The organism is Streptomyces sp. NPDC046379 (assembly GCF_055587785.1).
The window spans coordinates 1-25,281 of sequence record NZ_JBVJFP010000033.1; the positions used below are offsets into that span (position 1 = coordinate 1).

The 25,281-nt window shown below is 67.2% G+C and carries 21 protein-coding genes and 1 pseudogene; 8 read left to right on the top strand and 14 right to left on the bottom strand.

Features of this window, described 5'->3' with window-relative positions; all coding sequences use genetic code 11:
• From ACZ6KF_RS32385 to ACZ6KF_RS32400, 4 genes are all read right to left on the bottom strand, one after another.
• A partial coding sequence (locus ACZ6KF_RS32385; RefSeq protein WP_469241691.1) for an RHS repeat domain-containing protein occupies window positions 1-1,010 on the bottom strand: 1,010 nt, incomplete at its 3' end.
• 256 nt (window positions 1,011-1,266) lie between these two features.
• Entirely contained in the window at window positions 1,267-2,082 is an 816-nt protein-coding gene (locus ACZ6KF_RS32390) for a hypothetical protein (RefSeq protein WP_469241674.1), read from the bottom strand.
• Between the two features lie 73 nt (window positions 2,083-2,155).
• A complete protein-coding gene (locus ACZ6KF_RS32395; RefSeq protein WP_469241676.1) occupies window positions 2,156-3,463 on the bottom strand; it encodes an ATP-binding protein in 1,308 nt (435 codons plus the stop codon).
• A gap of 332 nt (window positions 3,464-3,795) precedes the next feature.
• A complete protein-coding gene (locus ACZ6KF_RS32400; protein ID WP_469241678.1) occupies window positions 3,796-5,370 on the bottom strand; it encodes a glycosyltransferase family 39 protein in 1,575 nt (524 codons plus the stop codon).
• A gap of 769 nt (window positions 5,371-6,139) precedes the next feature.
• Here ACZ6KF_RS32400 and ACZ6KF_RS32405 point away from each other — a divergent pair.
• Complete coding sequence (locus ACZ6KF_RS32405) at window positions 6,140-6,349, top strand: DUF6207 family protein (protein ID WP_469241680.1); 210 nt, start codon at window positions 6,140-6,142, stop codon at window positions 6,347-6,349.
• A gap of 83 nt (window positions 6,350-6,432) precedes the next feature.
• Here ACZ6KF_RS32405 and ACZ6KF_RS32410 read toward each other — a convergent pair whose 3' ends face one another.
• Complete coding sequence (locus tag ACZ6KF_RS32410; RefSeq protein WP_469160652.1) at window positions 6,433-6,732, bottom strand: hypothetical protein; 300 nt, start codon at window positions 6,730-6,732, stop codon at window positions 6,433-6,435.
• Window positions 6,733-6,786: 54 nt separating this feature from the next.
• Window positions 6,787-8,490 (bottom strand): replication-relaxation family protein, encoded by a 1,704-nt coding sequence (locus tag ACZ6KF_RS32415; protein ID WP_469241683.1) that lies wholly within the window; start codon window positions 8,488-8,490, stop codon window positions 6,787-6,789.
• 74 nt (window positions 8,491-8,564) lie between these two features.
• Between ACZ6KF_RS32415 and ACZ6KF_RS32420 the strand changes: the two genes are divergently transcribed.
• A complete protein-coding gene (locus ACZ6KF_RS32420; RefSeq protein WP_469160650.1) occupies window positions 8,565-8,996 on the top strand; it encodes a hypothetical protein in 432 nt (143 codons plus the stop codon).
• Between the two features lie 803 nt (window positions 8,997-9,799).
• Here ACZ6KF_RS32420 and ACZ6KF_RS32425 read toward each other — a convergent pair.
• On the bottom strand, window positions 9,800-9,997 hold the full coding sequence (locus ACZ6KF_RS32425; protein WP_469160649.1) for a hypothetical protein: 198 nt from the start codon (window positions 9,995-9,997) through the stop codon (window positions 9,800-9,802).
• A 120-nt stretch (window positions 9,998-10,117) separates the two neighbouring features.
• A complete protein-coding gene (locus ACZ6KF_RS32430; RefSeq protein WP_469241685.1) occupies window positions 10,118-11,386 on the bottom strand; it encodes a hypothetical protein in 1,269 nt (422 codons plus the stop codon).
• Between the two features lie 534 nt (window positions 11,387-11,920).
• On the opposite strand from ACZ6KF_RS32430, the gene ACZ6KF_RS32435 reads away from it, so the two are divergent.
• Window positions 11,921-12,313, top strand: coding sequence for a hypothetical protein (locus ACZ6KF_RS32435; protein ID WP_469179482.1), 393 nt, complete (start codon window positions 11,921-11,923; stop codon window positions 12,311-12,313).
• Window positions 12,314-12,813: 500 nt separating this feature from the next.
• Here ACZ6KF_RS32435 and ACZ6KF_RS32440 read toward each other — a convergent pair whose 3' ends face one another.
• Window positions 12,814-13,002, bottom strand: coding sequence for a zinc finger domain-containing protein (locus tag ACZ6KF_RS32440; protein WP_469179484.1), 189 nt, complete (start codon window positions 13,000-13,002; stop codon window positions 12,814-12,816).
• A 607-nt stretch (window positions 13,003-13,609) separates the two neighbouring features.
• Here ACZ6KF_RS32440 and ACZ6KF_RS32445 point away from each other — a divergent pair.
• The 4 genes from ACZ6KF_RS32445 to ACZ6KF_RS32460 all read left to right on the top strand — a co-directional run bounded on the left by ACZ6KF_RS32445 (window position 13,610) and on the right by ACZ6KF_RS32460 (window position 16,762).
• The gene (locus tag ACZ6KF_RS32445; protein WP_469179486.1) at window positions 13,610-14,047 is read left to right on the top strand and encodes a hypothetical protein; all 438 of its coding nucleotides are present in this window, start codon (window positions 13,610-13,612) and stop codon (window positions 14,045-14,047) included.
• A gap of 242 nt (window positions 14,048-14,289) precedes the next feature.
• Window positions 14,290-15,414 (top strand): DUF7224 domain-containing protein, encoded by a 1,125-nt coding sequence (locus ACZ6KF_RS32450; protein ID WP_469160645.1) that lies wholly within the window; start codon window positions 14,290-14,292, stop codon window positions 15,412-15,414.
• Window positions 15,414-15,980, top strand: a complete 567-nt coding sequence (locus ACZ6KF_RS32455; RefSeq protein WP_469160644.1) for a hypothetical protein — start codon at window positions 15,414-15,416, stop codon at window positions 15,978-15,980. Before ACZ6KF_RS32450 ends, ACZ6KF_RS32455 begins: the two co-directional genes overlap by 1 nt.
• Window positions 15,977-16,762, top strand: coding sequence for an ATP-binding cassette domain-containing protein (locus tag ACZ6KF_RS32460; RefSeq protein WP_469160643.1), 786 nt, complete (start codon window positions 15,977-15,979; stop codon window positions 16,760-16,762). Before ACZ6KF_RS32455 ends, ACZ6KF_RS32460 begins: the two co-directional genes overlap by 4 nt.
• A gap of 412 nt (window positions 16,763-17,174) precedes the next feature.
• Here ACZ6KF_RS32460 and ACZ6KF_RS32465 read toward each other — a convergent pair whose 3' ends face one another.
• The gene (locus tag ACZ6KF_RS32465) at window positions 17,175-17,708 is read right to left on the bottom strand and encodes a PadR family transcriptional regulator (RefSeq protein WP_469160642.1); all 534 of its coding nucleotides are present in this window, start codon (window positions 17,706-17,708) and stop codon (window positions 17,175-17,177) included.
• Between the two features lie 63 nt (window positions 17,709-17,771).
• A pseudogene (locus tag ACZ6KF_RS32470) lies at window positions 17,772-18,817 on the bottom strand (IS630 family transposase).
• A gap of 143 nt (window positions 18,818-18,960) precedes the next feature.
• Between ACZ6KF_RS32470 and ACZ6KF_RS32475 the strand changes: the two are divergent.
• Window positions 18,961-19,812: an IS5 family transposase gene (locus tag ACZ6KF_RS32475; RefSeq protein WP_469241687.1), complete on the top strand. Its 852-nt coding sequence runs from the start codon at window positions 18,961-18,963 to the stop codon at window positions 19,810-19,812.
• Window positions 19,813-19,840: 28 nt separating this feature from the next.
• On the opposite strand, the gene ACZ6KF_RS32480 is transcribed toward ACZ6KF_RS32475, so the two are convergent.
• The 3 genes from ACZ6KF_RS32480 to ACZ6KF_RS32490 all read right to left on the bottom strand — a co-directional run bounded on the left by ACZ6KF_RS32480 (window position 19,841) and on the right by ACZ6KF_RS32490 (window position 23,584).
• Window positions 19,841-20,607 (bottom strand): IS5 family transposase gene (locus ACZ6KF_RS32480; protein ID WP_469241693.1). Its coding sequence is split into 2 segments (ribosomal slippage): window positions 19,841-20,301 and window positions 20,301-20,607, totalling 768 coding nucleotides; the frame shifts between segments, so codons are not numbered across the junction.
• A gap of 458 nt (window positions 20,608-21,065) precedes the next feature.
• Complete coding sequence (locus tag ACZ6KF_RS32485) at window positions 21,066-22,325, bottom strand: ParB/RepB/Spo0J family partition protein (protein ID WP_469241689.1); 1,260 nt, start codon at window positions 22,323-22,325, stop codon at window positions 21,066-21,068.
• Window positions 22,322-23,584: a ParA family protein gene (locus tag ACZ6KF_RS32490; protein WP_469161012.1), complete on the bottom strand. Its 1,263-nt coding sequence runs from the start codon at window positions 23,582-23,584 to the stop codon at window positions 22,322-22,324. The genes ACZ6KF_RS32485 and ACZ6KF_RS32490 overlap by 4 nt, the downstream gene beginning before the upstream one ends.
• Between the last annotated feature and the right edge of the window lie 1,697 nt (window positions 23,585-25,281).

Consider the following 25,281-nt stretch of genomic DNA (forward strand, 5'->3'; position numbering starts at 1 on the left):
AACTCGTACTTCACCGTGCCCGTGCCGTCGGAGCGCTGCATCAGGTTGCCGTCGCCGTCGTACCAGTACTCGACCTTGACCGTGTTCGGTGAGGTCACCGTGCGGATGCGGTCGAGGTTGTCGTAGGTGTAGGAGACCGTGATGCCGCGGGCGTCCGTGACCGTTCTGGTGCGGCCCAGGTCGTCGTAGGTGAAGGTGGTCCTGTCCAGCGGAGCCGGGGGCTGGACCCGCTCCAGGTTGCCCTTGGCGTCGTAGTGGAAGTCGGTGACGACGGTCTTCGTCGACGTCAGCTTCGTCTTCGCCCTGCAGCGCTGGCCCTCGAAACCGCCGCAGGCCGGGGTCGCGGGGTTGTAGTCGAAGGAGACGTTGCCGCCGCCGGTGCCGGTCTGCGCCACCGAGGTGGTGTTGCCGGCCGCGTCGTAGGTGAAGCTGGTCTTCTCGCCGTCGGCGTTGGTGGAGTCCTTGGGCACGTCACCGCCGGCGATGATCTGCCAGGAGTTGACCGTCCTGAAGTCGGCGATCTTCACAACTCGCGCGGTGTGTGACGTCGCCGGGCGGGCCAGGACGTCTATGGCCGTGACGGTGACGGCGTCCGCCACCGGCCGCGCGTCGTACCCCTCGTAGGCGCGGTCCACGACCAGCTGGGGCCGGTACCAGCGGGTCCCGTCCCACCAATAGCCGCCATGCCGGTACAGGAACCCGTTGTTCCCGTACATCCACTCGTGGTGCAGGCCGCTCATGTCCTTGTCGCGGATCAGTAGAACGGTCCGCCCGTGCTCGGGGTGCTGATGGACCGCCCAGGCGTAGTCACGGTTCTTCGTCTCGGTGGTGAACGCCACCCATCCCCCACCGCGCAGTCGGTCCGTGCGCCCCCACAGCCCCTCGCCCTGATTACGGCCCGTCCGCTCGATCGCGTCAGGATTGTCCAGGAGCAACCGCTCGTCGTTGCTGAACGGCAGGCCGGGAACCGGGTGATCGGTGCGTAACCCGTTGGCAACCGGTTGGATCATGCTCACGAAAGTGCCTTCCTTCTGCAGCTCTCGGGCCACCAGGACGGATCACACCCCGGCACGCCTGCTCCACCCCGCCGCATCGACCTCCGTCCTCAGCACCCCTCGTATCGCTGTCGGAATGCCGCTTATAGGGGCCGCGCCGCCTGCTGATCCAATTCTGACGACACCACCCGAGCACGTCCGATGAATCACCCAACCCGCGCATGTGGGCCAGAGCTATCCAGCCGCCGGGGTGGTGAGCCAGTCGGCGGCTTCAGCGTCGATCATCAGCGGCACCTGGGCCGGGGGGGGCGTCGCCGTCCTGGACGACGTGGACGCGGCCCGGGAGCGGGCTGCTCTTGAGGGCGGGGTCGACTATCGGGGCCAGCCGCTGCCAGGTGCCGGCGCTGGCCCGGGCGAGGATGACGGTGGCGAACTGTTCGCAGGCGCCGGGGATGAGGCGGCTGCCGGTGGTGGTGGATCCGTCGTAGATGACGTGGATGCGGGCTGCGCGCCCCTCGTACAGGACGGCCTCGAGGGCGGCGATGGCCGGGGACCGCTTCGGGTCGTCCTCCTGCCGGAACGTCTCCCAGTAACGGTCGAGGTGCCGCAGGGTGGCGTCGGCCCGGTCGATTACGACCATCAGGCGCGGCACACCGTCGAGGTCACCGTCGAGGGCGATGCGGCGCTCCAGCTCGGAGCCGAGGCCGACCAGAGCGTCGTGGATGCCGGCGACGTTGCCGCGGTGCGTGACCGTCGGCAGGTCCTTGGCCCACAGGCGGGCGATGCGGGTGTGGTCGAGGACCAGGGCGTGGGCGCCCTGGTGGAGGAACTGGGCGGTGAGGGTGCGCAGGATGGTCGTGCTGCCGCCGCCGGTGCCGCTGCAGACCAGGATGTGCGGGGCGGCGTCGATGTCGACGGCGATGGCCCGGCCGTCGGTGCTGAGGCCGATCAGTGCGGCGGAGTCGGGCAGCGCCTCCAGCTGCTCGCGCAGGCCGGGCTCGGTGAGGCGAGCAGCTTGGGGAGCGCGGTCGTGTTCGTCATCGTGATGTTCCTCTTCTGTGCTGTGCCTGGTGAACCGGGTGTTCATCAGTGCTGGGGGATCGTGTCGGCCGGACCGGACAGGTCCCCCCGGTTCGCGGCCGCCGGGCGGGTTGAGGCGGTCAGTCGAGTTCGGTGGTCCCGGAGGCGGCGCGGGGCCGGTTGCGGGCCCACTTCTTGAGGTCGCCGACGCGGTAGAGGAGTTCGGCACCGCGCTTGTCGACCGGCTTGGGGAAGGTCCGGTCGTTGGCGCGGGCGTAGCGCAGTGCGGCGACGGTGATGTCCGGCAGGTGGCGCTCGTGGGCCTCACGGAGTCCCACCGCCTGGTCGTCATCGACCGGGGCTCGCGGCGACGTCGCCGCCGGGTTGCCCGGGTCGGCGGCCGGAGCCGGGGCCGGGTCGGTCGTGGTCGTGGTCGTGGTCGTGGTCGTGGTCGGCGCGGTGCTCCAGGCGTTGGCGAGGGAGTCCGCAGGCGCGGCAGCGGGCTGAGGGTCAGGCGTGGGCGGCTTCTGCATCCGCGCCGGGCTGGCCTGCGCGGGGAGGGCTGCGGGGTTCGGGCCGTCGGCGGCCTTCTTGCCGGTGGTGGCCCACTCACGGGCTTCGGTCTCGGTGAAGAACAGCACCTGGGTCTCGCGGGCGGAGCCGCCGATGACGACCTGGGCGCGGCCGTGGTGCTTGGTGGACTTCGGCGCCGGGTGAACCTCGGGGGCGAGCATGCGCCAGGCGTTGACGCTGTAGCGGGCGAGGATGCGGGTGGCGAACTGCTCGCGGACCTCCGGGCCTCCGAGCGCGCGGGCGGTGGCGGACTGGGCGACCAGGAGCACGTGCATGCGCAGCTGGCGGCCCATGTAGAGGATCTCGTTGAGCGCGTCGACGGCCGGGGAGACCTTCGGGTCGCCGGACTCGCGGATCTTCTCCCAGTAGCGGGCCAGCTGCTTCATGGTGGCGTTGATCTCTTCGAGGAGGATCAGCACCCTGGGGCCAATGGCTTTCGGATCGGCGTCGATGCCGAGTTCGTCAGCGATCCGGGTGCGCAGCTGGCCTAGCTGCCCGAGTTCGATGAGCTGGTCGTGGATGTCGGCGATGTCGCGGCAGTAGGTGACGCCGTCGATGCCGTGGGCCCACGGGTGGGAAATCCGCTTGGTGTCGAGGACGTACACGAGCGAGCCGTGGTGGAGCATCTGGCAGGCGATGCAGCACAGGGTGGCCGACTTGCCACCGCCGGTGGAGGCGTTGACCAGGAGGCGCTGCCCTTGGATGTGCGGGTGACCGGGGCCCTCATGCTGCTGTACGGAATGCCGATCACACGAATCACTGTCCTCACGCACGCCGACCTCACGGGCGGCAACACGCCCCACCTGCGCATAGGCGAGCATCCCGTGGCACTGCCGCCCGCCGTCCACCAGCTTCTGCAGCGTCAGGCCGACCACACCGAACCGATCTCGGCGGTGGGTCGCATCACACCCCGTCCGGGCTGGCTTCTCCCCGGCTACGCCGCTGGGACTCACCGCTCAGCGCCCGCCCTCGCGCGCAAGATGCGTCTCCACTGCTTGCCCGCCCGCCCCAGCCGGAACACCGCTCTGCTCGCACTGGCCGCAGACCTGCCTGCGTCAGTGCTCAGCGACACCCTCGGCATCAGCATCAGCGCAGCCCTACAGTGGACCCGCCGGGCAGCCCGCGACTGGAGCACGTACCTGACCTCGCGATCCGGCCCGATACCAGTCACAGACTCGGGGTCGTGCTGAGTCGGATCCTGAGCTGATCAGCTGTAGATATCGCGCCCAGGCGCACACAGGGGGTTCGTCGCTGCGGCGTCGCGGCGGATGAAGATTGCGGATTCGCCTCCATTGACCGGTATCACCCAGCAGAGCTGATAGTGCTGGCGTAGGACTGCTCTCTTGGTGATCTCGGCGGGAGTGTTGTCCAGGGGCTGACCGGGACGATCGCGCAAGACATTGATTTCACGACGCTGGAGCATGCGCTGCCGGATGACGTCCGGTGACGCCTCGACGCCGTACAACGTTCCGGACGCAGCAGGCGTCTGCTGCAGCGCAATGTCGTCGAGCGGCCCGAAAACAGCAGGCCGGGCAAGTACCCATGCGCGGCGGCGTGCGGGCTGGAAGAGAACCGCTTCGGGGTCTCCCGGTACGGTGACGGTGAGCCCCCAATAGCTCTCCACCGTGTCGGTGCGACTGGCGGCGGAGCGCATCTGCCAGTACCAGGGGCCGAGCGCTGAGAAGAGAGCGAAGGCCACGGCTGCTGTGGCGTACAGCTTGCGCCGCCTGCGCTCGGAAGCTGCCTCCACCCGCAGGATCCGTTGCCAGTGCCGCAGGGCCTGGCCGACGACAAGTGCCAGGCCGGACATGCAGTACAGGACGTAGCGGTCGACGTACCACGGCTGTGCGAGGGACACCGTGAGCAGGAATCCGGCAGGGACGATCAGGAGCGGCACGCCGAGCGTCGAAAGCGTTACCGCCCTGGTCTCGCCCGCCTCGTGCCGACGAAGCACGATCCCCAAAGCGGCTGCCACAGCAGCAGGGACCACGAACCCCAGCCAGTCCTGAAAACTCGGTCGGCCCAGCCAGTCCAACTGCGCTGACGCCTGACCGGCACTGACCACAGCCAGCGGCGCCACAGCACAACCGACGAAGCCGGTCACCACCAGCCAGCGGCGTCCGAGACGGCGCAGGTGGCCGCCATTCCAGAGCGTCACGGCGTGCGCGAGGATGACCAACAGAGAAAACACATGCAGCCACCCGCCCAGCAACAGCACTCCTGCATACCCGACCCACCAGCGTCGCCGGCCGTCCAGCAGCACGCGCACGAAGAACCACGTCGCCCATACCACCGCGGCGCTCACCAACGCATAGGAGCGGGCCTCCTGCGCGTAGAACTGCACCTGGGGAACGCACAGGAAAGCAACTCCGGCCAAGAATCCGGTTGCTGGGCCACCGAGCCGGGTCCCGATGGCGTAGACCCCCAACACGGCAGCCACCGTGCCGAGCACCGACAGGACCCGCAAGGTCAGGACGCCGTCGTCCCATACCCCAAGCACAAGATGGGCAAGGAAGTAGTACAGGCCGTGGACAGCATCGATGTTCTGCACCAGGAGCCACAACTCTCCTGGGGTGCGCTTGGCCACGGCATAGCTCACCGTCTCGTCACGCCAGGACGACGCGTCACGGTCGAGCTTCCACAGGCTTATCAGCGAAGTCACCAGGACGAGACCGACCGCGAGCAGCTGCCGATACCTGTGGTTCAACCGATCCTGATCAAGCTCCGGATGCCGCAGGTCAGGTGCCCTCCATGTCTCCAGATAGCCGAGCACCGTTGTCATGGGCGCCCACAACAGGGCCGGCGACACGCGTAAGCGCTCAAGCAGAGCCCGACAGCTGCCAAGGGCAACTGCCTGCACACGGCTTTCCCCCATTACCAACCTCCGCCATCCCAGGCCCAGTTGTACAGATCAAGCTGCAACAGACGGAACATACCGGGTGCCCGAGGCTCGTGTTCCTTCAGCACCTGGTGTCGGCGGAACGACGGTGGTCTAGGGAAGAGCCATGAACGTTCCCCGCCCCGACATGAGGATCTTCGCGTCGCCCGCGGAGGAATACCTCGTGGTTGGAATACGTGCCCGGTACCAGCTGTCCGACCGGACATCGACGCGGCGAAGGTGCCGTTGTTCGGCGAAGACAGCAGCACCTCGCCATGAGCTGAGCAGCGGCTGGCGCTGCGGCGCCAGCATCGGGGCGCGGTTCGAACAGCAGTGCCAGCCGGGCCGATATTCTGCGGGCGAGGTGACGGCAAACGTCGCCCGGAACAGGAACCGCGATGACCACTGTCCCGCCCCGAGCCCGACCCGTCCGCGCTGGTCTGCCCCGGTGACCGGGTCGGCCTGTGCGCCGGATGCCAGCGCAAGACCCACAAGTACGGCAGCGGCGGCTCCCCTCTGTGCCAGTGGTGCATGGCCCCGGTGATGGAGCGGTGGGGCCCAGGCTTGCGCTACGTCAGCACGCGCGTCTAGCCGCGCGCCCGGCGGCGTACCCGGTCGGGTGAAGGCGTGGCGGCAGGAGAACCTCTTCGGACGCCGGCGCGTGGTGCCAGGCATGAGGCAGATCAACGAGGCACATGTAGCAGCGCCGGGCCTGGCCGTAGTGGAGGTCGCGGCCGCCGATGACGAGACCGCCTTCGCCATCCAGGAGCTGCTCGCCACGCGATGCGCCATCGCGCCGGCGGACCGCACGACCCGGGAGCCCGGCGAGCCCGGTGTACTGCTGCGCTGCTTCCTGGACCTGCGTCAGGAGCCCGGCTCGTAGCGCTGCGGGCGGCAGCCCGCCCCGCTGACCAGCCATGGACGGTTCTGTGGTCGGGGCGACCGGTGCCGTGGTCGGGCCTGTGGTCAGGGTGTGTCGCCGGAGTAGTAGAAGCGGCAGCTCACACCCGGGCCGGGCGTGCGGGGTTCGCCGGGGCGCGGGTCGTACAGGGCGCGGCCGCCGGTCCACCGTCCGAGTTCGGTGGACAGGGCGACACCGTCGTCGACTTCCTCGGTCCGCCACCCGTGGATGTCCAGCAGCAGGCCGTCCAGCGGCCCGCCGACCAGTTCGGCGTAGGTGCGGTGCGGGAGCGGGCCGGGGTGGGGGTCGTCGTGGTCGTGGCCGTACACCCGGCCGCGGAGCAGCTGCTCGTCATCGGCGTTCATCCGGCCAGCCTCGCAGCCACCACCGACAACCACCCCGGCCTCCGAGGCCGCCGGCTACCGGCGACGCCCGATGCCGAACCGGCTGCGCGGCTTCACCACCGGCACTTCGGCCGCCGCGCGTTCGGCTTCCTCCGCCTGGCGGCGCGCCACGCGCCCAGCCTCCGCGCGGTCGGCAGCCTCCTTCGCGCACGGCCCGCACAGCCGGTCCCACTCGCCAGGCCACGAGGACCGCGTGGTCTCCTGCCATCGGTCGTCGGTGAATTTGTTGCCGCACCGGGTGCACACCGGCCGCTGCGCCTCCCGGTGCGCGGCCTCGCGCTCCGCCTGCCGCTGGCGGGCCTCCCGGAGCTCCACCCGGTACAGCCGGTCGCCGTCGGGGTTGTCCAAGGCCTCGGACAGCGTCTGCCACTCATCGCGCCCAAGCCGTCGCCACACCTTCCCGGCGGCCCCGGCCGGGTCGCCGGTGATCCGCTCCAGCTCCGTGACGACCACGGGCACCGCCTGGTGGTAGTCGACCGCCGTGAACCCTGCGCCCCGGTGCGGGGTGCCCGCGAAGTAGACGCGGGCGGCCTGCTCCAGCCGCCGCATCCGGCTCTCACGCTGCGCCGCGGTCTTCCCCATGAACACGAACGCCACCGGCACGTACCCCTCGCGGCCCGTCGCCGGATAGATCCGCGACCACAGCCGGAAGTCGTGCACCGCCGCGCCCCGGGCCGCCTTCTCCTTGGTGGCGTCGGCCTTCGGCGCCAGGAGCTCGAACCAGTCGTTGTAGCGGCGCAGCTTGTCCACCAGTTCGTCGACGGGCTCGTTGACGCGGTCGACCTCCAGGAGCATCGCGGGCACCCCGGCGTCCGGGGCGCGCATCGTCAGGTCGGCGTACTGGGTGTAGCCGTAGGGCAGCTTGTGGGCGATCTCGGTCTGCCAGGACAGCGGGGTGCCGTACCCGGCCCCGGTGAGCACAGCGGCGGTCGAGGTGACGGCAGCGGCGTGTTCGTCGTAGCCGTCGTCCTTCACCGGCCGGCCCTTGGCATCGAGCCGGAGCTTGCGCAGCGTGGAGATCCGCACCGTCTTCGGCAGCAGCGCCTTGGCTTCCTTGTGGCCCTTCTCCGTGAGCACCCACAGCTGGTGTCCCGACTCCAGTCGCGTCTCCACCCGGACCAGGCCCGAGTGCTTCAACGCGTTCAGGGTGTCCCTGGTGATCCGGTCGTGCCGGTCCGTGGGGCGCAGCATCCGCCAGAGCTGATCGGCGGTTGCCCGCTGGAAGATTCCCAGAGCCCTGAGCACTTCCTTCCGTCGCACTCCGGTCGGCTTCCAGACCTGTGTCGACCTAGGAGGGTTGTCGAACGCGTCGCGGGGCCTTGACTTCCGGGGCTGACCTGCGGATACGCGCCGGGCGGGCGAAGCGGCCGTGGAGGGGGCGATGGAGGGGCCCGTGGAGGGGGCCTGCGGGACCAGGTTCACGTCGTCGGAGGGCCGGCGGTCCCGGGCGGCGCGGTCCTCGTGGGCGGGGTCAGGCGTGAGTTCGGCGGGCACGGTGTCCTCGGTTTCTCCGGCCTGCGGGCCAGGTCGGCGGTCGTCCGGCCCGCACGCGAATGTGCGCACGGGCCGGGGCCACCGTGAGGAAGCACCCCTTGTCCACCGTCTGACGATCAGCGACGGCGCGTGTCCGATTCCTCCTTGACCGCCCCCTTGTCGTGCGAGTTTGTCCGTGATCGACGTCACGAGCACCGCCCCGCCCCAGCTCCGAAATCTATCCACAGGCAAATGCCTGCACCGTAGGGCGATCGGCCGGGAGCAGCGGGCATCCGGCCAGCGAACAGCAAGGAGCCGTCATGGAGACGACGTCACCCGAGGTGCCCCAGCTCGCCCCGGAGCAGATCCTGCGGGCCGCCGACTACGTGGAACTGGTCTGGCAGGAGCAGGGCAGCGAGGAAGACAAGGTCGAACTGGCGGAGTTCCACGCCGACGGCCCCGAGCTGGCGCGGCTGATCGGTGAGTTCGGTGCGCTGCTACTGGCCGACTACCTCACCGCCGTGCCCGATGAGCACGCCGACTGCGAGTCCGCGTACGCGCTGCGGCAGTTGGCGACGGTGGCGAGCCGGTACCTCAAGCGGTGGTGCCTCGCGGACGACGCCGGGGCACACACCGCGTGGATCGCGGCCGGTTTCCTGATCGAGTGCATGCAGGAGGTCGACCAAGTGAGCCAGTTCCTCGCCGACATCCGCGGCGATGCCGGCGCCCGGTACAGGGCGGCCGCGGCCTGAGCCGAGCGGGAGGACGGCGGCCAGTGGGCGACGCGCGCCACCGCACCGCATGTCCGGTGCGGTGGCGCGCGGGTGCGGACCGGCACGCCGCACGGTGCGTTGAGTTGCGAACGATGTAACGCACTTCCCCACCCGGTGGAGCGCACCGAGTGGACTCCACCCGCATCCGGTGGCCTCCACTCTCCACTCGGTGCGGACGATGTCGTGCGCTTTCACTCGGTGGAACGCACCGCGATGCGGAGTACATGGCATCGTCCGCGCCATGCATCACCTCTACACACAGTGACGGTGCACGGTGCGCCGGGAGGGAGAAATCTGCCCTCCGCCACCGTGCATCGTGGGCTCGGTACGCGCCGCCCACGGAGGGGTAGCGGACGTGGTCAAGGGGAAACGTCGAAGATCGCTCGAAAACTCGTGGGTGGACAAGGGTTGCTCTCCACTCGATGGGCTGGGTGGAATCCGGCGGCACACATGGTCAAGGGGGGTGCATCGAGTGCGCCGCATCCGATGCACCGTCACCCCCTGTGGTCACATCGGGTGGAACGTGCGGGAGTGGCGGCCATGCCGACGCGCGCCGGTGGAGCGTGCGGCGCGCCGGTGCGGTGGGTGCGGTGGGTGGGAGTGCACGGTATCGTCGGCGGGCGCGCCGGTGCGCCCGATGCACCGCATTGAGCGCACCGGATGCCGGGGTGCTCCGCACTCCCCCACCGGGTGGAGCGCACCGGATAGACCGCCCGATCCGCACCACCGTGGTCGCCACTCCCCTCCGTGCACGGGCGCGCGGTGGAGTCCATCGCGTCCACTCATCCCCGGCGGCGGCCCCGCGCGGTGCGCCACTGGTTCGGCCGGCCACCGGGGTACTGCCCGGAGCGGGAGCGGTGCCGGACGGGTGGCGGCTTCGGCGACGGGTACAGCGCCATGCGCAACCGGGTGGCGTCGGCGAGCTGCTCCAGGCGCTCGCGCTGCTCCGGCGAAAGGTTCGGCGGCTTCGGGGCAACCACGGGGGCCTCCGTGCTTGAAGGGGCGGTCCCCGGCACCATCCCCGCTCCCGGGTGGCTTCGGGGATGGGCGGTCGGCGACGTGGCTGCGCACACCCAAGAACCTGGACCGGCTCGCCGCCTTCACCCGCGCCGCCGACACCCGCCGCCGCGCCATGGAGGACCGAAAAGCCCCGGCCGCCGACCCGGCCAGTCCGGTCGACCAGCACCGCCAGGAGCACGAGCAGCAGCGCCAGCAGCCCGACCCCGGCCAAGGCCAGGGCCTCCGGCCGTGAACGGGTCGGTCGTGCGGCCCTCCAGGTACTCCTCGGGCATCGCGGCCTGCTGGTGGGCCTGGACGGCGGCGGCCCGCTGCGCCGGGGTCAGGGCGGCGTCCCGGCCCGGATGGTCGACGGCGTGGGGAGCGGACGCCGTCTCGCCCTCGAGGTTGCGGTGATCGGCGAGTGCGGAGCGCCGTGCGACCCGCACGGCGGGATGGACGACGAAATCACCGCGCCAGGCGCCGGGACGCGACAGCTCGGCTCGGTCCGCGTCGGACATGCCCAGGGTGGTGCTGACCTGGCCGATGTACCCGGCAAGCTGGGCGAACAGCGTCGGGTCGACGCCGTCGGTGTTGTTCTGGGTGAAGTGCTGCTGCTCGCCGATGATGACGCCCTTGGCGTTCGGCATGTAGTTGTTGTACGTGGTGCCGGGGCGGGGCTGGTTGGTGTGGTCCTGCACGCTTCCTCCTGCCAGGGCGCAGCTGACGCCCTGGGGTGTGATGGCGAGCGTGGCCGGGTCGGTGTCGATGAGTTCGATCAGCTTGTGCTCTACCAGGTGGGCGAAAGCCTCGTGCAGATCGTCGCTGGAAATGGCGGACCCGGCGAAATAGGCAGCAGGCGAGGTGAGAAAGAGGGCCGGGTCGGCGGGCTGCTGGTTGCCGGCGGTGTCGAACAGCCACCGCAGGAAGGCGTCCATGGTGCAGCGGAGACGAGCGGCGCGGTCTGTCCGCAGCTTCTTCAACCGGTGGATCGCGGCGCGTCCGGCGTCGGTGAGATGCACGTGAGGCATGCCCCCATAGGCGCGCAGCACTTTGACCAGGTCGTCTTTCTCTAACTCGAAGGCAAGCACCAACGGGTCCTCGCCATCCAGTTGGTGTTCCTCCACGAACCGAGTCACGTTGACGTAGCTTCCGGAACTGAGCTGGGCCTGCTCCTCCAGCCAGAGCAGGAGCCGGGACAGGACCGGAGCGCCTTCGGCGGTGTCACGGCCGGGCAACGCGCCTCCTTCTGCAGACGCCTCCATCTGGATCGGCACGCGGATCGGGTTTCGCCGGGCCGCGCGTTCATAACCCTTGGCGATCTCCTTGAGGTGCTTCTCGATCGCGCGCTGATTGATGGAGTTGCGGGCCACCTTGCCCTCCTGTCGCAGATGACTCTGTGCCAAGGCTACGGAGGGGAACTGACAACGAGAGCGGGTGGATGGTCACGACGGGTCGGTTGTGCCAAGGCCCGGTTGCGTGCCCAGCGCCTGATGTGAGCGGGGCGCCGGCACACCGGCGCGGCCTCCGTCCCGGGTCCCCGCCGGTGTGCGCGGTCGTCCACGTCGGCCGACTCGGAGGCATCGCGGTGAGTTGCGTTCTGCCATCGAGAGTCTGTCTCGTGCTCGTAGCCGGGTCCAGGCCCGGCCTGGGTCTGGACCCGGGCAGCCCGTTTCGCCTGGCCGCGGCGTGCATGCTCCGACGGCTGGGGCGGCGAACGCAGCCACGTCTGGTAGTCGTCGGGCCCCGGGAAGTCGGCCAGTTCGTCGTAGGGGCAAGCGACGAAGAACTCGTGCCAGACGCCGCTGGCGAGCGCCTGCTCAACGAGGTGTATGCATGCATCGTCGGAGAGCATCGACTGGGAGAGCACGGAGCCTCAGCAACGCGCGGTGCGCGAGGATGGGGCAATGGCTGACGGCCCCGCTGCCCCTGATGCGCGCCCGGTACAGATCCCTGTGCGGATCCACGCAGTGGGGCCGGGCTGGCTACATCTGCTGGGGCGTGAACAGATCCGCTCGGCCTTTCCCGGCTACCGTCTCCTCGACCTCAAAGAGAAGCTCGGCGGCCTGCGCGTCTACGTGGAAGGGCCGCCGGGCAGCGGCGACATCCTGGGGAGTCTGATCGCCCCGGCCGACGAGGAGGCGGAGCGCACCTGTGAGTTCTGCGGCGCGCTCGGCCGTATCCGCACCCGCGACGACTGGCAGGGAGGATGGCGCAAGAGCGTGTGCGACACCTGCCACAGTGACTGGTCGGCGCGTCGCATCATGATCGTTTGTGGTGTGGTGCGCGGCCGCGGGTGAGGCCACCGGCCCGGCGGCGTCCCGGAGAGGTGGTTTGACCGGGCACAGCAAGAGCCTGTTGGCCTGTCCTTCCGCCTCTCACGAACCACCGATCGAAGCATCGCCGCGCTTCGGTATCTGCAGTGCACAAACGAGAGCGGACGGCTCGTACGTGCTCTTTACACCGAACCGGGTTGCTCTCACCATCAATGGCCTAGGGGTGCGGCCGGCACATGCCCGCCCATCGACCTGGAGGGGGCCGGGATGGGTGTGTTATGGAAGCTGGAACCGGCGACAGCCGTCAAACACCGCCTGTATCAGCGCTACTTGGATGCCTGGTGGCCCATTCTGCTGCAGACGTCCCAGCGCACTGGTTATGCCCGCCCCCGCGTCACGCTCCTTGACGCGTTTGCCGGTCCCGGCCGCTACCAGTAGGCGCACGGTCGTTCAGGACGTCCTTGTGCCAGGACACCACGAGCGTGTCGGCCAGCCCCGGCTGCAGTTCCATAAAGACACGGTCCTCATCCGGCGGGAGGCCGGCGCGGCGGCAGAGGCTCCATGGCCTGCTGGGCGTCACGGATCCGCCCGCGGTGCAGGTGGGAGCGCCCGGCCTCGTCCGGGGCACACTTCTTGCCTGGTCTGGCACGGCACTGTGGACAGCTACGGCTGCGGGCGTGTTCACGGACTTCTAGCGGCACTGCTCGACTCACGCAGGACAGAGTTCACTCCGTCGGCCTGATCCACTTGCTCCGTCACGCGCCCTGCCAGCATGCGTCCTCACTTCTCGGTGTTGCGGTCGGCGGGCTGGTAGCCGTAGAAACAGTGCGCTCCCTCACGGATACAGCAGTGCTTGAAGTGGCCCACGAAGACGTCTTCTCCGCGCGGTCGACTTCGGCGCGGAGGGCGGCTGCCTTCTCCAGCCACATGCGTCCGTCGTCGGTACACGGCCCGGCGGTGATTGGGGGCACGGCTTTCCAGTTGGGCGGTGCCGACGGGCAGTTCGGCTGCTCCGACGGGCAGTTCGGCTGCTGCTGACATGGCCGGTGTTCTCACTTCTCAGTGACGCGGTCGGTGGACTTGCCCTGTGCGACGGCACGGAGGGGGCCCGGAGCTGGACAGTCTCAACAGCGCAGATCAGGCTTCCCTACACGGCAATCCTGACCCATATGAGCTGGTTGTGTCGCTTTTTCTCAATAAGGCAATTTCAGAACTTTACCACCACGCCCCGTTCGTCAGATTGACGCAACACAAGTGTTGGCCATAGGCTGCCTTCCGGCCTATCGGTCAGAATGGCTGCTTAAAAAAGGGGGGGGCTTAATGCCTAAAAAGAGACGAATAGCGACGATTACTGGACTCGCCTCATCACTTCTACTTGCGGTGGCGCCTGCCGCCCATGCGGACGATCCGTCCTGGTACAGCAAGTGGGATGATATCGATATCGCCTCCGAGTCGCGCCGGTGGCTTGATTCGAGTTACACCGAGATTAATTATAGTCGCTGTGATTCGAATGAGGATGCCAGTACGCACGTCCTGCTATGGCGGTCACTGGATTTGCAGCCCGACCCCACCTTCGGCAATAAGCGATTCACCGATTGCTTCAGCGGGTCCGATGGCGACTGGAAAAGCACGGGGACCTGGTCTGGTTTGAGTACGGGGTATTATTACTTCTCGGTACAGTATATCGATGACCATTTCTACTCCTGGTCGAGGTTGGATGTGGATCAGATCTACGTCGATACGTCCAAGGCCGACTAGTATCTTCTAATTCTTCAGGTGGAGGGGTGTCCGTAACGGATACCCCTCCACCTTCTTGATATTTCCGCCTGAGGAATAATTTGAAGCTTCTAACTAATCTGCGCACCGCGAGCGCGTCTCGGGCCGCGCTATTCGCTGTAGGCCTGACCCTGTTCTATTTCGCATCCGCTCGGGAAGTTGGGCTGGTCGATTACGATTACAATGGGTGGGCGCCTGCGATCGTCGCTGATGCACTACGTCCTATGTATGCCTTCGCCTACGCCGTTGCGTCGGCTCTGGCAGCATGGGAAAGCGGTCGACTGAGGGAAGCCGCCGTGTGGGACTTGGCTCCGGTGCGCTCACGGTACCGGATCGCGGTGAATGTTCTTTCCCCCGTCCTGGCGCTGGCATGGTTCATGCTCATCCTGGCTGTCGCTCTCCGTCTGATCAAGGAAGGCGTTGCGCCGACACTCGACAGTCTGCGCCCCCTGACCCTTGGCATATTGCTGTGCGTTGCGCATGTCGTCCTCGGCTTCACAGTCGGCCTACGCGTTCCGAGGCTGCTCGCGGCCCCCCTCGTCGCCGTGATGACATGGGTGCTCGTCGCTTTCTCTGTGACGTCCACGGAGTTCTGGTATCGGCACATTTCTGGCCAACGTACCGATTCGCTCGCCTTTGGTGAGATCGTTCCCTTCTCGTCTCTGGTGCCACACCTTCTGTTTACCGGTTCCATCGCCGTGGGTGCCCTCATGCTTTGGATGCCAATACGACACGTGATAATCCGCGCGTGCCTCGCTATGTCATTGGCGATTGGTGGCATGAGTACAGCTTACGGAATGGTTGAAAGCTGGGGCCCGCACGACCCCGTGCTTAGCGGCCACGCGCCTATACAATGCTCCGGCGAAGCACCCGTAGTTTGCATGCCACAAGTCAGTGCGGGCCGGCTTCCGGCAGTTCAGAAGCAGGTTGACTCCGTGCTCAGTGACTTCCAGGCGGCTGGCATCAAGGTATCTCCCCACTCCATCGTCGACAGCCTCGCCGATGGTCGTAGACACGTAAGGTCGACCCCCAGCACGTGGCGCGTCAGCCTGACCCATGGCGTAGAAGTGGGCAACGTCCGCTACCTGCTCGTGAATGCTGCTGTTCCCTTTTCGTGCGACAGGCCCGATCCAAAGTTGAGGCGAGAGGCCCTTCTGTGGGCGGCCACCATTGCAGGGGAAGGCGAAGCGTATGCGAAGCAGTGGGATCACAGCCCGGAGGAGTTTGACCGCAACCCCGCCAACCGTGACCTGGTCCATGCAGACGTGAAAAGAGTTCGAACGTTGTCTGTTTCAAAGCAGGCCGACTGGTTCGCGCGCATCGTAGTCGCCGCGTGCGAGCGTGCCTGATGCGCTGGTGGATCAAGGCACGACGCGCCCATACGCATCTCACTGCGGCGACTGTCATCTTCGGCCTTGTCATCGGCATGGTTGGTGAGCGAATGGTGTTCCTGCCATCGCTCACCAGCGGCTCTACGGCTTCCGCGCGGCTGGCGTTGTTTGTACCCGTCATCGTCACAGCAGCGTTGATGTTCTGTATGGAGTCCAGACTGCGCGCGCCGGAAGTCTCCGGAACACGTCGTATAACGACCCTTGATGCGGCCCTGACGATCACCCTCGTGATCATCTGTGCGGTCGTAGGGTATGCCGTCGGTCAGCCGGCCGCTGGGAGAAACGTGCTGTTCCTGGCTGGGTTCATGCTCACCGCCCGCGCGATCGTTGGCAAGGCCGCCGCCATGGCCCCAGTAGCATGGCTGTTGACAGTGCTGTTCATTGGCTATCGGACAGCAGGCGACCCGTACCCGTGGACGGTCGTTCCCGAGCCGGCCGATGCTCCGCATGCAGCCGCTGCGGCACTCATAATGTTTACCGTAGGTCTTTCCTGCCTACTTCGAACCGCAAGGAATGCAGAATGACCCTCAGAATCGATTCCTGCACCTATTTCTACCGTCGGTGGCATAGGCCAATTCTGGATGATTTCAATTATCAGATGCAGCAAGGGATGACAATTCTTTTGGGGCCAAACGGTGCAGGGAAGTCAACGCTCCTAAGACTTGCCGCGTCAGTCGCCCGTCCCCGTAGCGGTACGGTCACTTTCGACGGGATGCCATCACATGCTAGGGCGTACCGTCGCGCTGTCGCCTGGCTGCCGCAGAACGTCACGCCGATGCCTTCCCTGACTTGCCGGGAGTACGTGGCCTACACCGGCTGGCTCAAGGGGATGAATCGCCGGGATGCCTGGGCGAGGGCTGCGATCGCGCTCGAGCGCGTTGAACTCACTGATCATGCAGACACCAAAACAAGCCGACTGTCAGGGGGCCAGCTACGGCGTGTCGGTGTCGCCTCTGCGCTCGTCCACGATGCTCGTATCCTTCTCCTGGACGAACCGACCGCTGGGATGGATCCTCATCAGCGGCGCGTTTTCCGCGACATCCTCCGCAGTCTCACCACAGAAGTAAGCGTGCTGATGTCCACGCACGACGTAACCGATCTTGCCGAAGAGGCCAATCACATCACAGTAATCAATGAGGGCAGAATCATACAGAATGGGACCTCGGAAGAGTTCTTCGCCCACACGCCGCCCGACACTGCGCCGGGCCGGGCGGCTGAAGGTGCTTACATATCCCTTTTGACAGCACACTCATACCAACGCGGCCAACACCGCCGGACAAGGTCCGAGCAGCCTAAGAACTCGTAAAAGGATCTTGGTGAGATGTCCTAGTCGGGCGTAACCGGCATTACGATTCGGCCGTTCGTAATGCTGTGAGTACTCGGCTGTGAATCGTGGATGACGACTTGTGGGCGCCGATCGAGCCGCTCCTGCCGCTCTAGCCTCAGAAGTCGCCGGGGCCACGGCCGGTTGCGGACCGACCAACAAGGAGACACGCGCTGGTCGAGGTGCTCGCCGCCGTAGCTGAACGCGCTCGCGTAAGGATGGACGATGCCAGCGAGGCGGTGCAGCAGGGTGGGCTGCCGCTGCCGTTACTACTCGGGCCAGTGACGCTCAGGATCTCATCGGCCGCCAGTTCGACGGAGGGCCACGTAGCGGCCTCGCCGAGCCGTATGCCTTGGTCAGCCCGCGAGCAGCGGCGCGGTGATGTTGTCGACCGTCATCTGTGGTCTACCTCCGCGGTCAGTGTTGTCAGCCGGGGCGCGGTGGTCGTCATCCAGCGCAGGTCGGCGTCGAGGTGGGTGAGGGCGTAGTCGGCGGACAGCACCGTGGACAGATCGGCGCCCGGGGCGGTCTTCACCGCCGTCAGCTCGCGCATCCGCGCCATGTGCGCGGCGCGCTGGTCGCGCAGATAGCGGTCCGGGTCCCCGCCGGCGAGGATCGCCACGACGACCTTGGCGAAGATCTCGTTCGCGACGAAGGGCGCGGGCGGGGTGATCTCCCCGGCCCAGCGCGCCAGTTCGGCGGTGCCCTTCTCCGTGGAGCGGTACAGGGTGCGCTCGGGGCCGCCGTCGGCGTCGGTGCCGTCGACCTCGGCCAGTCCGTCGCGGACCAGCCGTTGCAAGGTCGTGTACACCTGCCCGTAGGCCAGCGGGCGGGCCTGCGGGAAGCGTTCGTCGTGCCGTCGCTTGAGGTCGTAGCCGTGGCTGGGACCGGCGGCGAGCAGCCCGAGCAGGATGTGGCGGGTGCTCATGTCGATCAGTATGTACTGAGTACATGCACTACTGACGTTGAACTCGCGATGTCGTGCTTTCGGTCAGGCTGGTCTGATGGTCAGGCCGGTCTCGGTGAGGCAGCCGTCTATGAGGCGGCTGCGGTACTGGATGTGCCGTAGGCCGCGTCGGATGCGCTGGTCGAGGTGTTCGGGGGTGGTGAAGGCGACGTTGGAGAGCCAGCCGCGTCGTAGGAGGGACCAGATGCCTTCGACGGGGTTGAGGTCGGGTGCGTAGGGAGGCAGGTAGTAGATGGTCAGCCAGTTCCGGGCTTCCGCCCATTCCCGCAGCTCAGCGGCTTTGTGGACGTTGAGGTTGTCCCAGACGAGCACGATGGGGCCGCCGAGCTGCTGATGTGCGGCGATCAGCAGGTCGCGATAGTCCCGCCAGGAAAAGCTCTTGCGTCCGTCGCGTCGGCCGTCGTCCCGGCGTGGCCGGTAGATCAGCCGGGACCGGTGGCCGGGTTTGTAGCAGGTCAGCGCCGCGATGGAGATCCGTCTGCGGGAACGGCCGCGGACCCGCACCACCGGGGTTCGGCCGCGCTGGGACCAGGTCTTCGCCTGCGGCGGCGTCATGGAGAATCCGGCTTCGTCCTCGAAGACGAGCCATGCTCCACGGGCCGCCGCGAGCCTTCCGCGCAGGGCCAGGTCTCCTTCACCCAGCCGGCCACGGCCTCGTCGTCCCGTTCCACGGCCCGGCGGGCGGGAACCTGGCAGGACCAGCCGTTCCGCACCAGCAGCTTGCGCACGCCCTGGACCGTGTAGGTCAGGTGGAAGCACCGGCCGATCACCGTCTTCACACGGCTCAGGGTCCAGCGCTAGTCCTCCCAGCCGTGCGCGGCCGGCCCTTGGCCAGTTCCGCCTCCAGCTGCGCGAAGCAGCGACGCCGGTCCCTGCGACCGCAGAGCCCGCGGACCACCCTCGTCCCACGCCTGCCGCCACCGCTGCACCGAGCGGACACTGACCCGCAGGTCCCTGGCGATCACCGAGCTCGCCTCACCTCGGGCGAACCGCTCGGCCGCCTTAAGTCGTAACTCCTCGCGGAACTGCTGCCGTTCGGCGGTCAGCCCGCCCCCTTGTGGATACCGCATACCCCGGTGATACCGCACGAGCGACGAGCCGTCAGCCCCCACGACTCCACGAGTTCAACCTCAGTAAGAGGGCATCTGATCTAGGTAGTTGGTGTTCTGGGATGCTTTTGCGACTGGCGCTGTTGGCGGTCGTTAGGTGAGGCGTGAGTGCTCGTCGTCCGTACCGCAGTGACGTGTCCGACGCCCGCTGGGCCTTGATCGAACCGGTCTTCACCGCCTGGCGGGCGAGACGGACCGGGCCCGGAACAGCAGCTCGGGTGCATGATCTGCGAGAGATCGTGAACGCGATCCTTTACGTCAACCGCACCGGGATCCCGTGGGAGTACCTGCCGCACGACTTCCCGCCGTACAAGACGGTCTATGACTACTACGCGAAGTGGGAAGCCGACGGCACCACCCAGCAGGTCCACGACCTGTTACGCGACAAGACCCGCCGATTCCATGGCCGTCGCGCGGAGCCGACCGCGGCCGGGGTTGACGCGCAGAGCGTGAAGACCTCGGCAAATGTCGCCGAGACCAGCCAGGGCATCGACGCCGGAAAGAAGATCAAAGGCCGCAAGCGGCACCTGATCACGGACACTCTCGGTCTGGTGCTGGCCGTCCTGGTCACTGCCGCGAACGTGCACGACACAACCGGCGGCAAGCTCCTCCTCGACGACCTGGCCGCGGCACATCCCAACGTCTCCAAGGTCTGGGCCGACGGCGGTTACCAGAACAGCATCTTCAACCACGGCGCCGCCCTGGGCATCGATGTCGAGGTGGTGCAGCGGCCGCGGACGAAGGGGTTCGAGCCGTTGCCGAAACGGTGGGTGATCGAGCGGACCTTTGGCTGGCTGATGCAGCACCGCCGTCTGGCGCGGGACTACGAAGCGCTGCCGCAGAGATCCCGGACGATGATCCACTGGGCCATGGCTAACAAAATGTCCCGCGAACTCACCGGAGAATCGGCACCAACCTGGCGAATCGAAACGGACATCCCACTCACATCCGGGTGAACGCTGATCAGATGCTCTCCAAGAGGTCCTAACAGCGGCGTTGGACGTGTCGGTGGGTGATCAAGCACGTCGCGAGGCCGAGGAAGGCTTCGTGGATGTCGTCGCGACGCTCCCAGCGGACGCGCAGGCGCCGGAAGCCGTGCAGCCATACGATGGTGCGCTCGACTACCCACCGATGCACTCCGAGCCCCGAACAGTGCGGGATGCCGCGGCGGGCGATCACCGGTTTGATGCCCAGGGTCCACACGAGCCGGCGGTACTTGTCGTGGTCGTAGCCGCGGTCGCCGAGCACCACGTCCGGCCGCCGACGTGGTCGCCCGACCAGGCCCGCGACGGACGGCACCTTGGCGAGAAGAGGCAGCAGCTGGGTGACGTCGTTGCGGTTTCCGCCGGTCAGCGACACCGCGAGCGGGATGCCCTGTCCGTCGACGGGGACGTGGTGCTTGCTGCCCGAGCGTGCGCGGTCGACCGAGCCGGGTCCGTTTTTGGGCCTCGCCGAGTGGCCTGCACATGGCTGGAGTCGATCACCGCCCGGGACCAGTCGAACTGCTTCGCCGCCCGCAGCTTCTGCAGCAGGACGACGTGAAGCCGGTCCCACACGCCGGCCTCGTTCCAGACGGCCAGGCGCCGCCAGCACGTCATGCCAGAGCCGAAGCCAAGCTCCTGGGGCAGGTACTCCCACTGGATGCCCGTATGCATCCCGCACAGAGCCTGCCGGTCCGGCACCCGCGGCCGGCCGGCAACCAGCTCCGGTAACAACGGCTCGATCAACGACCACAGTTCGTCGGACACGATCCACGGACGAGAGCTCCTTTAGACCACCACACCGATTAACACCCGGTGCACCCTGGTCACCTCGGGCACCTGAGAGTTCCCCGCAGCCACGTCCCACTCCCCTGTTCCAGTCCCGCTACCGAGCAGGCCCCACACTCGCACGACACACGCCAGGCCGGGCCGCTCACAACCGCCGACTGTCCCGGATCGTCAGTAAAGGGTGATCAACTAATGCCCACCCCGGCTTAATGGCGGGCTTCCGCCCCGACTCGGGGGAATCACGGAACGGAAGCCCACACCAGCATGGGCCTCCACTCCCCCACAGCCCGGCAGGCGCGCGGCCTCCCACCTCGCATCAACCCCCACCGGCGCGGCAGCACCGCATGCGCAGCTCCTGCCGCAAACTCGCAGGAGCCAAGCAACTGACAGGGAGCTCCTCCGCTCCCCCGCTGCACCGGACAGCGCGGAGATGACGGCCATCAGCCGACGCGGGAAGCAGTCTGCTCGATGACAGACCGTGCCAGGGCGTCGAGCCTGGCAGGATCCCGTTCCAACGCCCTGACGCTCAGGCACTGAAGCAGGCTGAAGAACAGGTCATCGCTTTCCACCTTGTGGTCCAGAAGCATCGCCAAGGCACCGGGCTGGTCGTACGGCACCTGGTGAACCCGGCGCCTCTGACCGGCATCACCCTCACCGGAAGCACCTGCGGACGCCGCGGTGCTGCGCGGTTCAGGGATCACCTCCGCTGCTGCAGACTCCCCCGTACCGTCGGCCACCAGCGTCCCAGCCACACTGCCAGACTCGTCCTGAGTGATTACGCCGTAATCACGTGCACCACTCCCCCGCGGCTCCGCCACGGGCGTGTCCGCCGTCTGCCGCCCGGCCGACCGGGCCCGCGACACGGTGCCGGCTTCCTCCTCGGTGATTACGCCGTAATCATCCGCACCACTCCCCTGCGACTCCGCCGCAGGCGTGTCCGCGATCCGCCGCCCCGCCGACTGGTCCGGTCGCCGCTCAACCTCTGCTTTCTGCTCATTACGGCTCCGCTCAGCCTTCAGCTCGGCCAAGGCCGCTTCCTGCTCCTCCATGGGCTTGTTTCCCACGGCGCGCAGCAGATCGATGGGCTCCTGACCGATGCGAGCCTGCAGCTCGGGCGACAGGTTCAGCAGAGCCAGTCGCTGAGACACCCAGCCCTGGGAACGGTGCAGGCGCTTGGCGATAGCCCGCTGGCTCCCGTGGATGGCGAGAAGTCTCTGCAGTGCGCGCGCCTCGTCGAGCTCATCCAGGTCCCGGCGGTGGATGTTGGCCACGAGAGCCGATTCGAGGAGTTCCTCGGAGTTGGCGCCCTGGTCGTCGCTGACCATGACCTTGACAGTGGCGAGCCCTGCCTCACGTGCAGCGGCGAGACGGCTGCTGCCGTCGATGACGACGTGAGTGGTATCCGGTTCGAGGTCGGCCTCGCGATCGGGGTTGACCTTGAGATAGGCATCGCGGTTCATGACCGTGATGGCCTGCTTCTGCCCGTGCGTCTTCAGGCTGCCCGCGAGATCTGCGAGGTCCCCCAACGCGGAACGAGGATTGTCCGGGTTGAGGCTGATGCGGTCGACGGAAAGCTCCGACGGAGGAGCGACACCTTCAGTAGGAACTCCCGTGGCGGCGGCCACGGCCTGCCGGCGCGCACTGACGGGCCGCACTCCCCCACCGAACCGGCCGGCACCGAGCTGATCGGCCTTGCTCACAGAACCTCCCTCGCCAGGGCACGCATGCCGACCGCCTGCTGGGACTTGGGCGCATAGGACAGCAGAGGCTTCTTCACCCGGACAGCTTCCTTCTGTTCCTTGAGGTCACCGATGAGTCCGACGACTCGTGGATCCTTTATGTCCACCCACCCCTGAAGCGACGAGGTCGCGATGTAACCACGCCGGGAGTCGTACAGGTTGACGACGATGCCGAGATAGTCGATGTCGACCTGGAGGTCTCCGCGGAGGTCGTCGATCTGCGTGGTGAGCAGCTCGTAGGCGTCGGCAGAGCTGTCTTCCGCCTGCACCACGATCAGAGCGCCGGACTGCCCGGGCTTCTCGCCGTCGCGGCGGCGCCCGTAGTAGGCGGCAGCGTCCATGCTGAGGCCCAGGCTCGGAGGGCAGTCCACGATGATTACGTCGTAATCACCCTCGAGCGGAGCGAGTGCACGCTCGAGCGAGGCCTCCCGGGCCCGCACGGCGGACAGGCGCACGTCGAGAAGGAACGCGTCGTGACACGCCGGCAGGAGATGAAGCCGTCCGTCGAAGGTGTCATCGTCGACGGAGACGATGAGGTCGCGCAGGTCTCCCTTGGGGTCGCCTGCCATGTGGTTGGTGAGGCTGTCGCCGTTCATCGGCAGAGGAGTGGCGCCGAGCTGGTTGGTCAGGTGGCACTGCGGGTCGAAGTCGACGAGCAGGACCCGCTGGCCAGGCCCGGGCAGGTTCTCGATGTCGAGAGGATCGTCCCCCGCCTCGGCCGCCTCATGGGTCTCGCTGGCCCGCAGAGCCTTGGTGAGGGCCTTGGCGACCCGGACAGGGTGAAGCCTTTCAGGATCCTCGGCCAGCGCCTCCCCCAGTCCGGCGGTGATGGCAGTCTTGCCGACTCCACCCTTCTGGTTGCAGACGACGATGCGACGGGTGATCACCGGCCGCTGAACGTCCGGCGCCGGGTGGGTGTCGAGCCAGAGCTGAACGGACTGGGCAAGACCCTGGATGAGGGAGACGCGCCGGTCGGCTGCGATCTGACGGAAGTCTTCCCACTGACCGGCGGGCAGGAAGGTGGAGAAGGAGTCGGCGCCGGCGGTGTCGACGTTTCCCGTGGCCGACGCCAGGGCGCACCAGTCGCTGATGCCTTGTTCGACGGCGGCCTGGATCTCGATGCCGTGCTGAGCGGCTCTGACTTTGAGGGACTGCCAGAGCCATCCCGGCAGCTTGGACACGACCTTCTCGCGGTCCTTGGAGCTTGTTGGCGAACTCATAGCGGTCACCATACTAACGTCCTTGATTCAACTCACCATCGACACGTTACCTAGACCAACCCGTTGCTCAGAACAGGGCCGTCCGAGCGACACCGGCCACGATTACGCCGTAATCACCCCTCCAGCATCAGCAGCCGGTCGACGTCACCACCAACGCATCCGATGACAACCAACCCGGAGGCTGGCCGCAATCGCGAGCCTCACCGTCACCAACCCCCGAAGGAGGCAGGGCAACTTTCCACCGCCACACAGTCCCGGCCTTCCGCTGCGACCACTTCCGACAGCGTTCCGTCCTACGTCCAGCGAACCGGCCAGCAGCCCAAGCCGCATCAAGGCCCCGCAAGACGGCTGCATAGCAAGAAACCCAACCCAGCGCATCACCCCTGCAGCGGCAACAACCGCCAGGGCCCGCCTCGATCTGCCGCGCACACGGCGACGAGCACGCGACACCACGACCCAGAATGGCCCTGCTGCACCCCCATCGCCAGCCTCTGGCCGCGGACCGGTCTGCTCGCCCAAGCACAGGGAAAGGAGGACTTGGACTGGGAACCACAGTGGACTCCTCCACCGTGCGGCCTCACCAGCATGCCGTCGGCGTCCAGAAGGGCCGCAGCCTGCGAACCCGGACGATCGGGCCCTTGACGGTCGCGCGGCGACCTGACTACGAAGGTGCTGCGACCACCGACGGCCGGTGCCGGCCTCTGGCCTTGTCCCACCCCTGACCCAGGCTGGAGAGACTCAGGACTTCGAGTTGGTGTGAAGTGCGGCCACGGCATACTCCCGCAGCAACCAGCACCACCCGCGTAGCCACCGCATCGATTCACACCATTCGCGCGAACCGAGAACCAGAGCAGCCCCAGACAACGGGACACCCCATGGCCCCTCTTGCTGCATCGGCAAGCAACAGCACAAGCGCCGCAACGAGGGCGAGCGAACCACCAACCGTCAGAAAGCGGCCACAACCGACCCGGCCATACAGACCCACCTCTCCCCCACCACCCTGACGGATGCCGCGATCCGTAACAGACTCCGCCGCCGACAAGTCGCCCCTCACACCTCCACGCACCTCTCGGAGCCGGACTCGTTCATTGCCGGAGCTGTGACGGCTGCCTCGGTCCGCAGGCTGCAGGCAAATGGCGACGCTGACCCTCGCAACGATCAGCACACACTCGTTCTCACAGACAATCCAACCCCCGCCGGTTGCCGCAGCCCGGCAAGTCGCCTGCTGACCATGCACCGAGGAACGCGTACCGCCAGCGCACGCTGCACCGCGCCTGCGTCCGGGCAGTCATGGCAAAGATGCGCCACTCCCCCGGCCCTCCACGCGAAGCACGGACGAACCATCCTCCGGCCACCCTGCACCACACACGACCCACGCCCCGGCAAGAGACACCAAATCGCCTGGTGACGGCGTGATTCATCCTACGGGGACCGCGCCGACGACTGTCCCAGACAACTGCACTGTTCTCCTCGATGAGCCGGACCAGCCACCCACATCCAACAACCGGGGGAACCCACACAAACGTCCAGGATCGGATAAGCGCCAACACAGCTGCGACAGACTCCCGGTGCAGCCCTCTCGCTCAAGGGGGAGTGGCGCACTAACTGATCATTTCAGAATGAGGTTCGGAGTCGTCTCAAGCAGATGATGCTGCAGGCGAGTTGGAGCAGTCCGAGGTGGAGGTCGGCTCGTATCT

What these genes read in the sequence shown, in the direction of transcription:
- ACZ6KF_RS32390 (WP_469241674.1), bottom strand. Translation starts at nt 2,082, where the DNA reads ATGAACACCCGGTTCACCAGGCACAGCACAGAAGAGGAACATCACGAT.
- ACZ6KF_RS32400 (WP_469241678.1), bottom strand. Translation starts at nt 5,370, where the DNA reads ATGACAACGGTGCTCGGCTATCTGGAGACATGGAGGGCACCTGACCTG.
- ACZ6KF_RS32405 (WP_469241680.1), top strand. Translation starts at nt 6,140, where the DNA reads ATGAGGCAGATCAACGAGGCACATGTAGCAGCGCCGGGCCTGGCCGTA.
- ACZ6KF_RS32410 (WP_469160652.1), bottom strand. Translation starts at nt 6,732, where the DNA reads ATGAACGCCGATGACGAGCAGCTGCTCCGCGGCCGGGTGTACGGCCAC.
- ACZ6KF_RS32420 (WP_469160650.1), top strand. Translation starts at nt 8,565, where the DNA reads ATGGAGACGACGTCACCCGAGGTGCCCCAGCTCGCCCCGGAGCAGATC.
- ACZ6KF_RS32435 (WP_469179482.1), top strand. Translation starts at nt 11,921, where the DNA reads ATGGCTGACGGCCCCGCTGCCCCTGATGCGCGCCCGGTACAGATCCCT.
- ACZ6KF_RS32445 (WP_469179486.1), top strand. Translation starts at nt 13,610, where the DNA reads ATGCCTAAAAAGAGACGAATAGCGACGATTACTGGACTCGCCTCATCA.
- ACZ6KF_RS32450 (WP_469160645.1), top strand. Translation starts at nt 14,290, where the DNA reads ATGTATGCCTTCGCCTACGCCGTTGCGTCGGCTCTGGCAGCATGGGAA.
- ACZ6KF_RS32455 (WP_469160644.1), top strand. Translation starts at nt 15,414, where the DNA reads ATGCGCTGGTGGATCAAGGCACGACGCGCCCATACGCATCTCACTGCG.
- ACZ6KF_RS32460 (WP_469160643.1), top strand. Translation starts at nt 15,977, where the DNA reads ATGACCCTCAGAATCGATTCCTGCACCTATTTCTACCGTCGGTGGCAT.
- ACZ6KF_RS32465 (WP_469160642.1), bottom strand. Translation starts at nt 17,708, where the DNA reads ATGAGCACCCGCCACATCCTGCTCGGGCTGCTCGCCGCCGGTCCCAGC.
- ACZ6KF_RS32490 (WP_469161012.1), bottom strand. Translation starts at nt 23,584, where the DNA reads ATGAGTTCGCCAACAAGCTCCAAGGACCGCGAGAAGGTCGTGTCCAAG.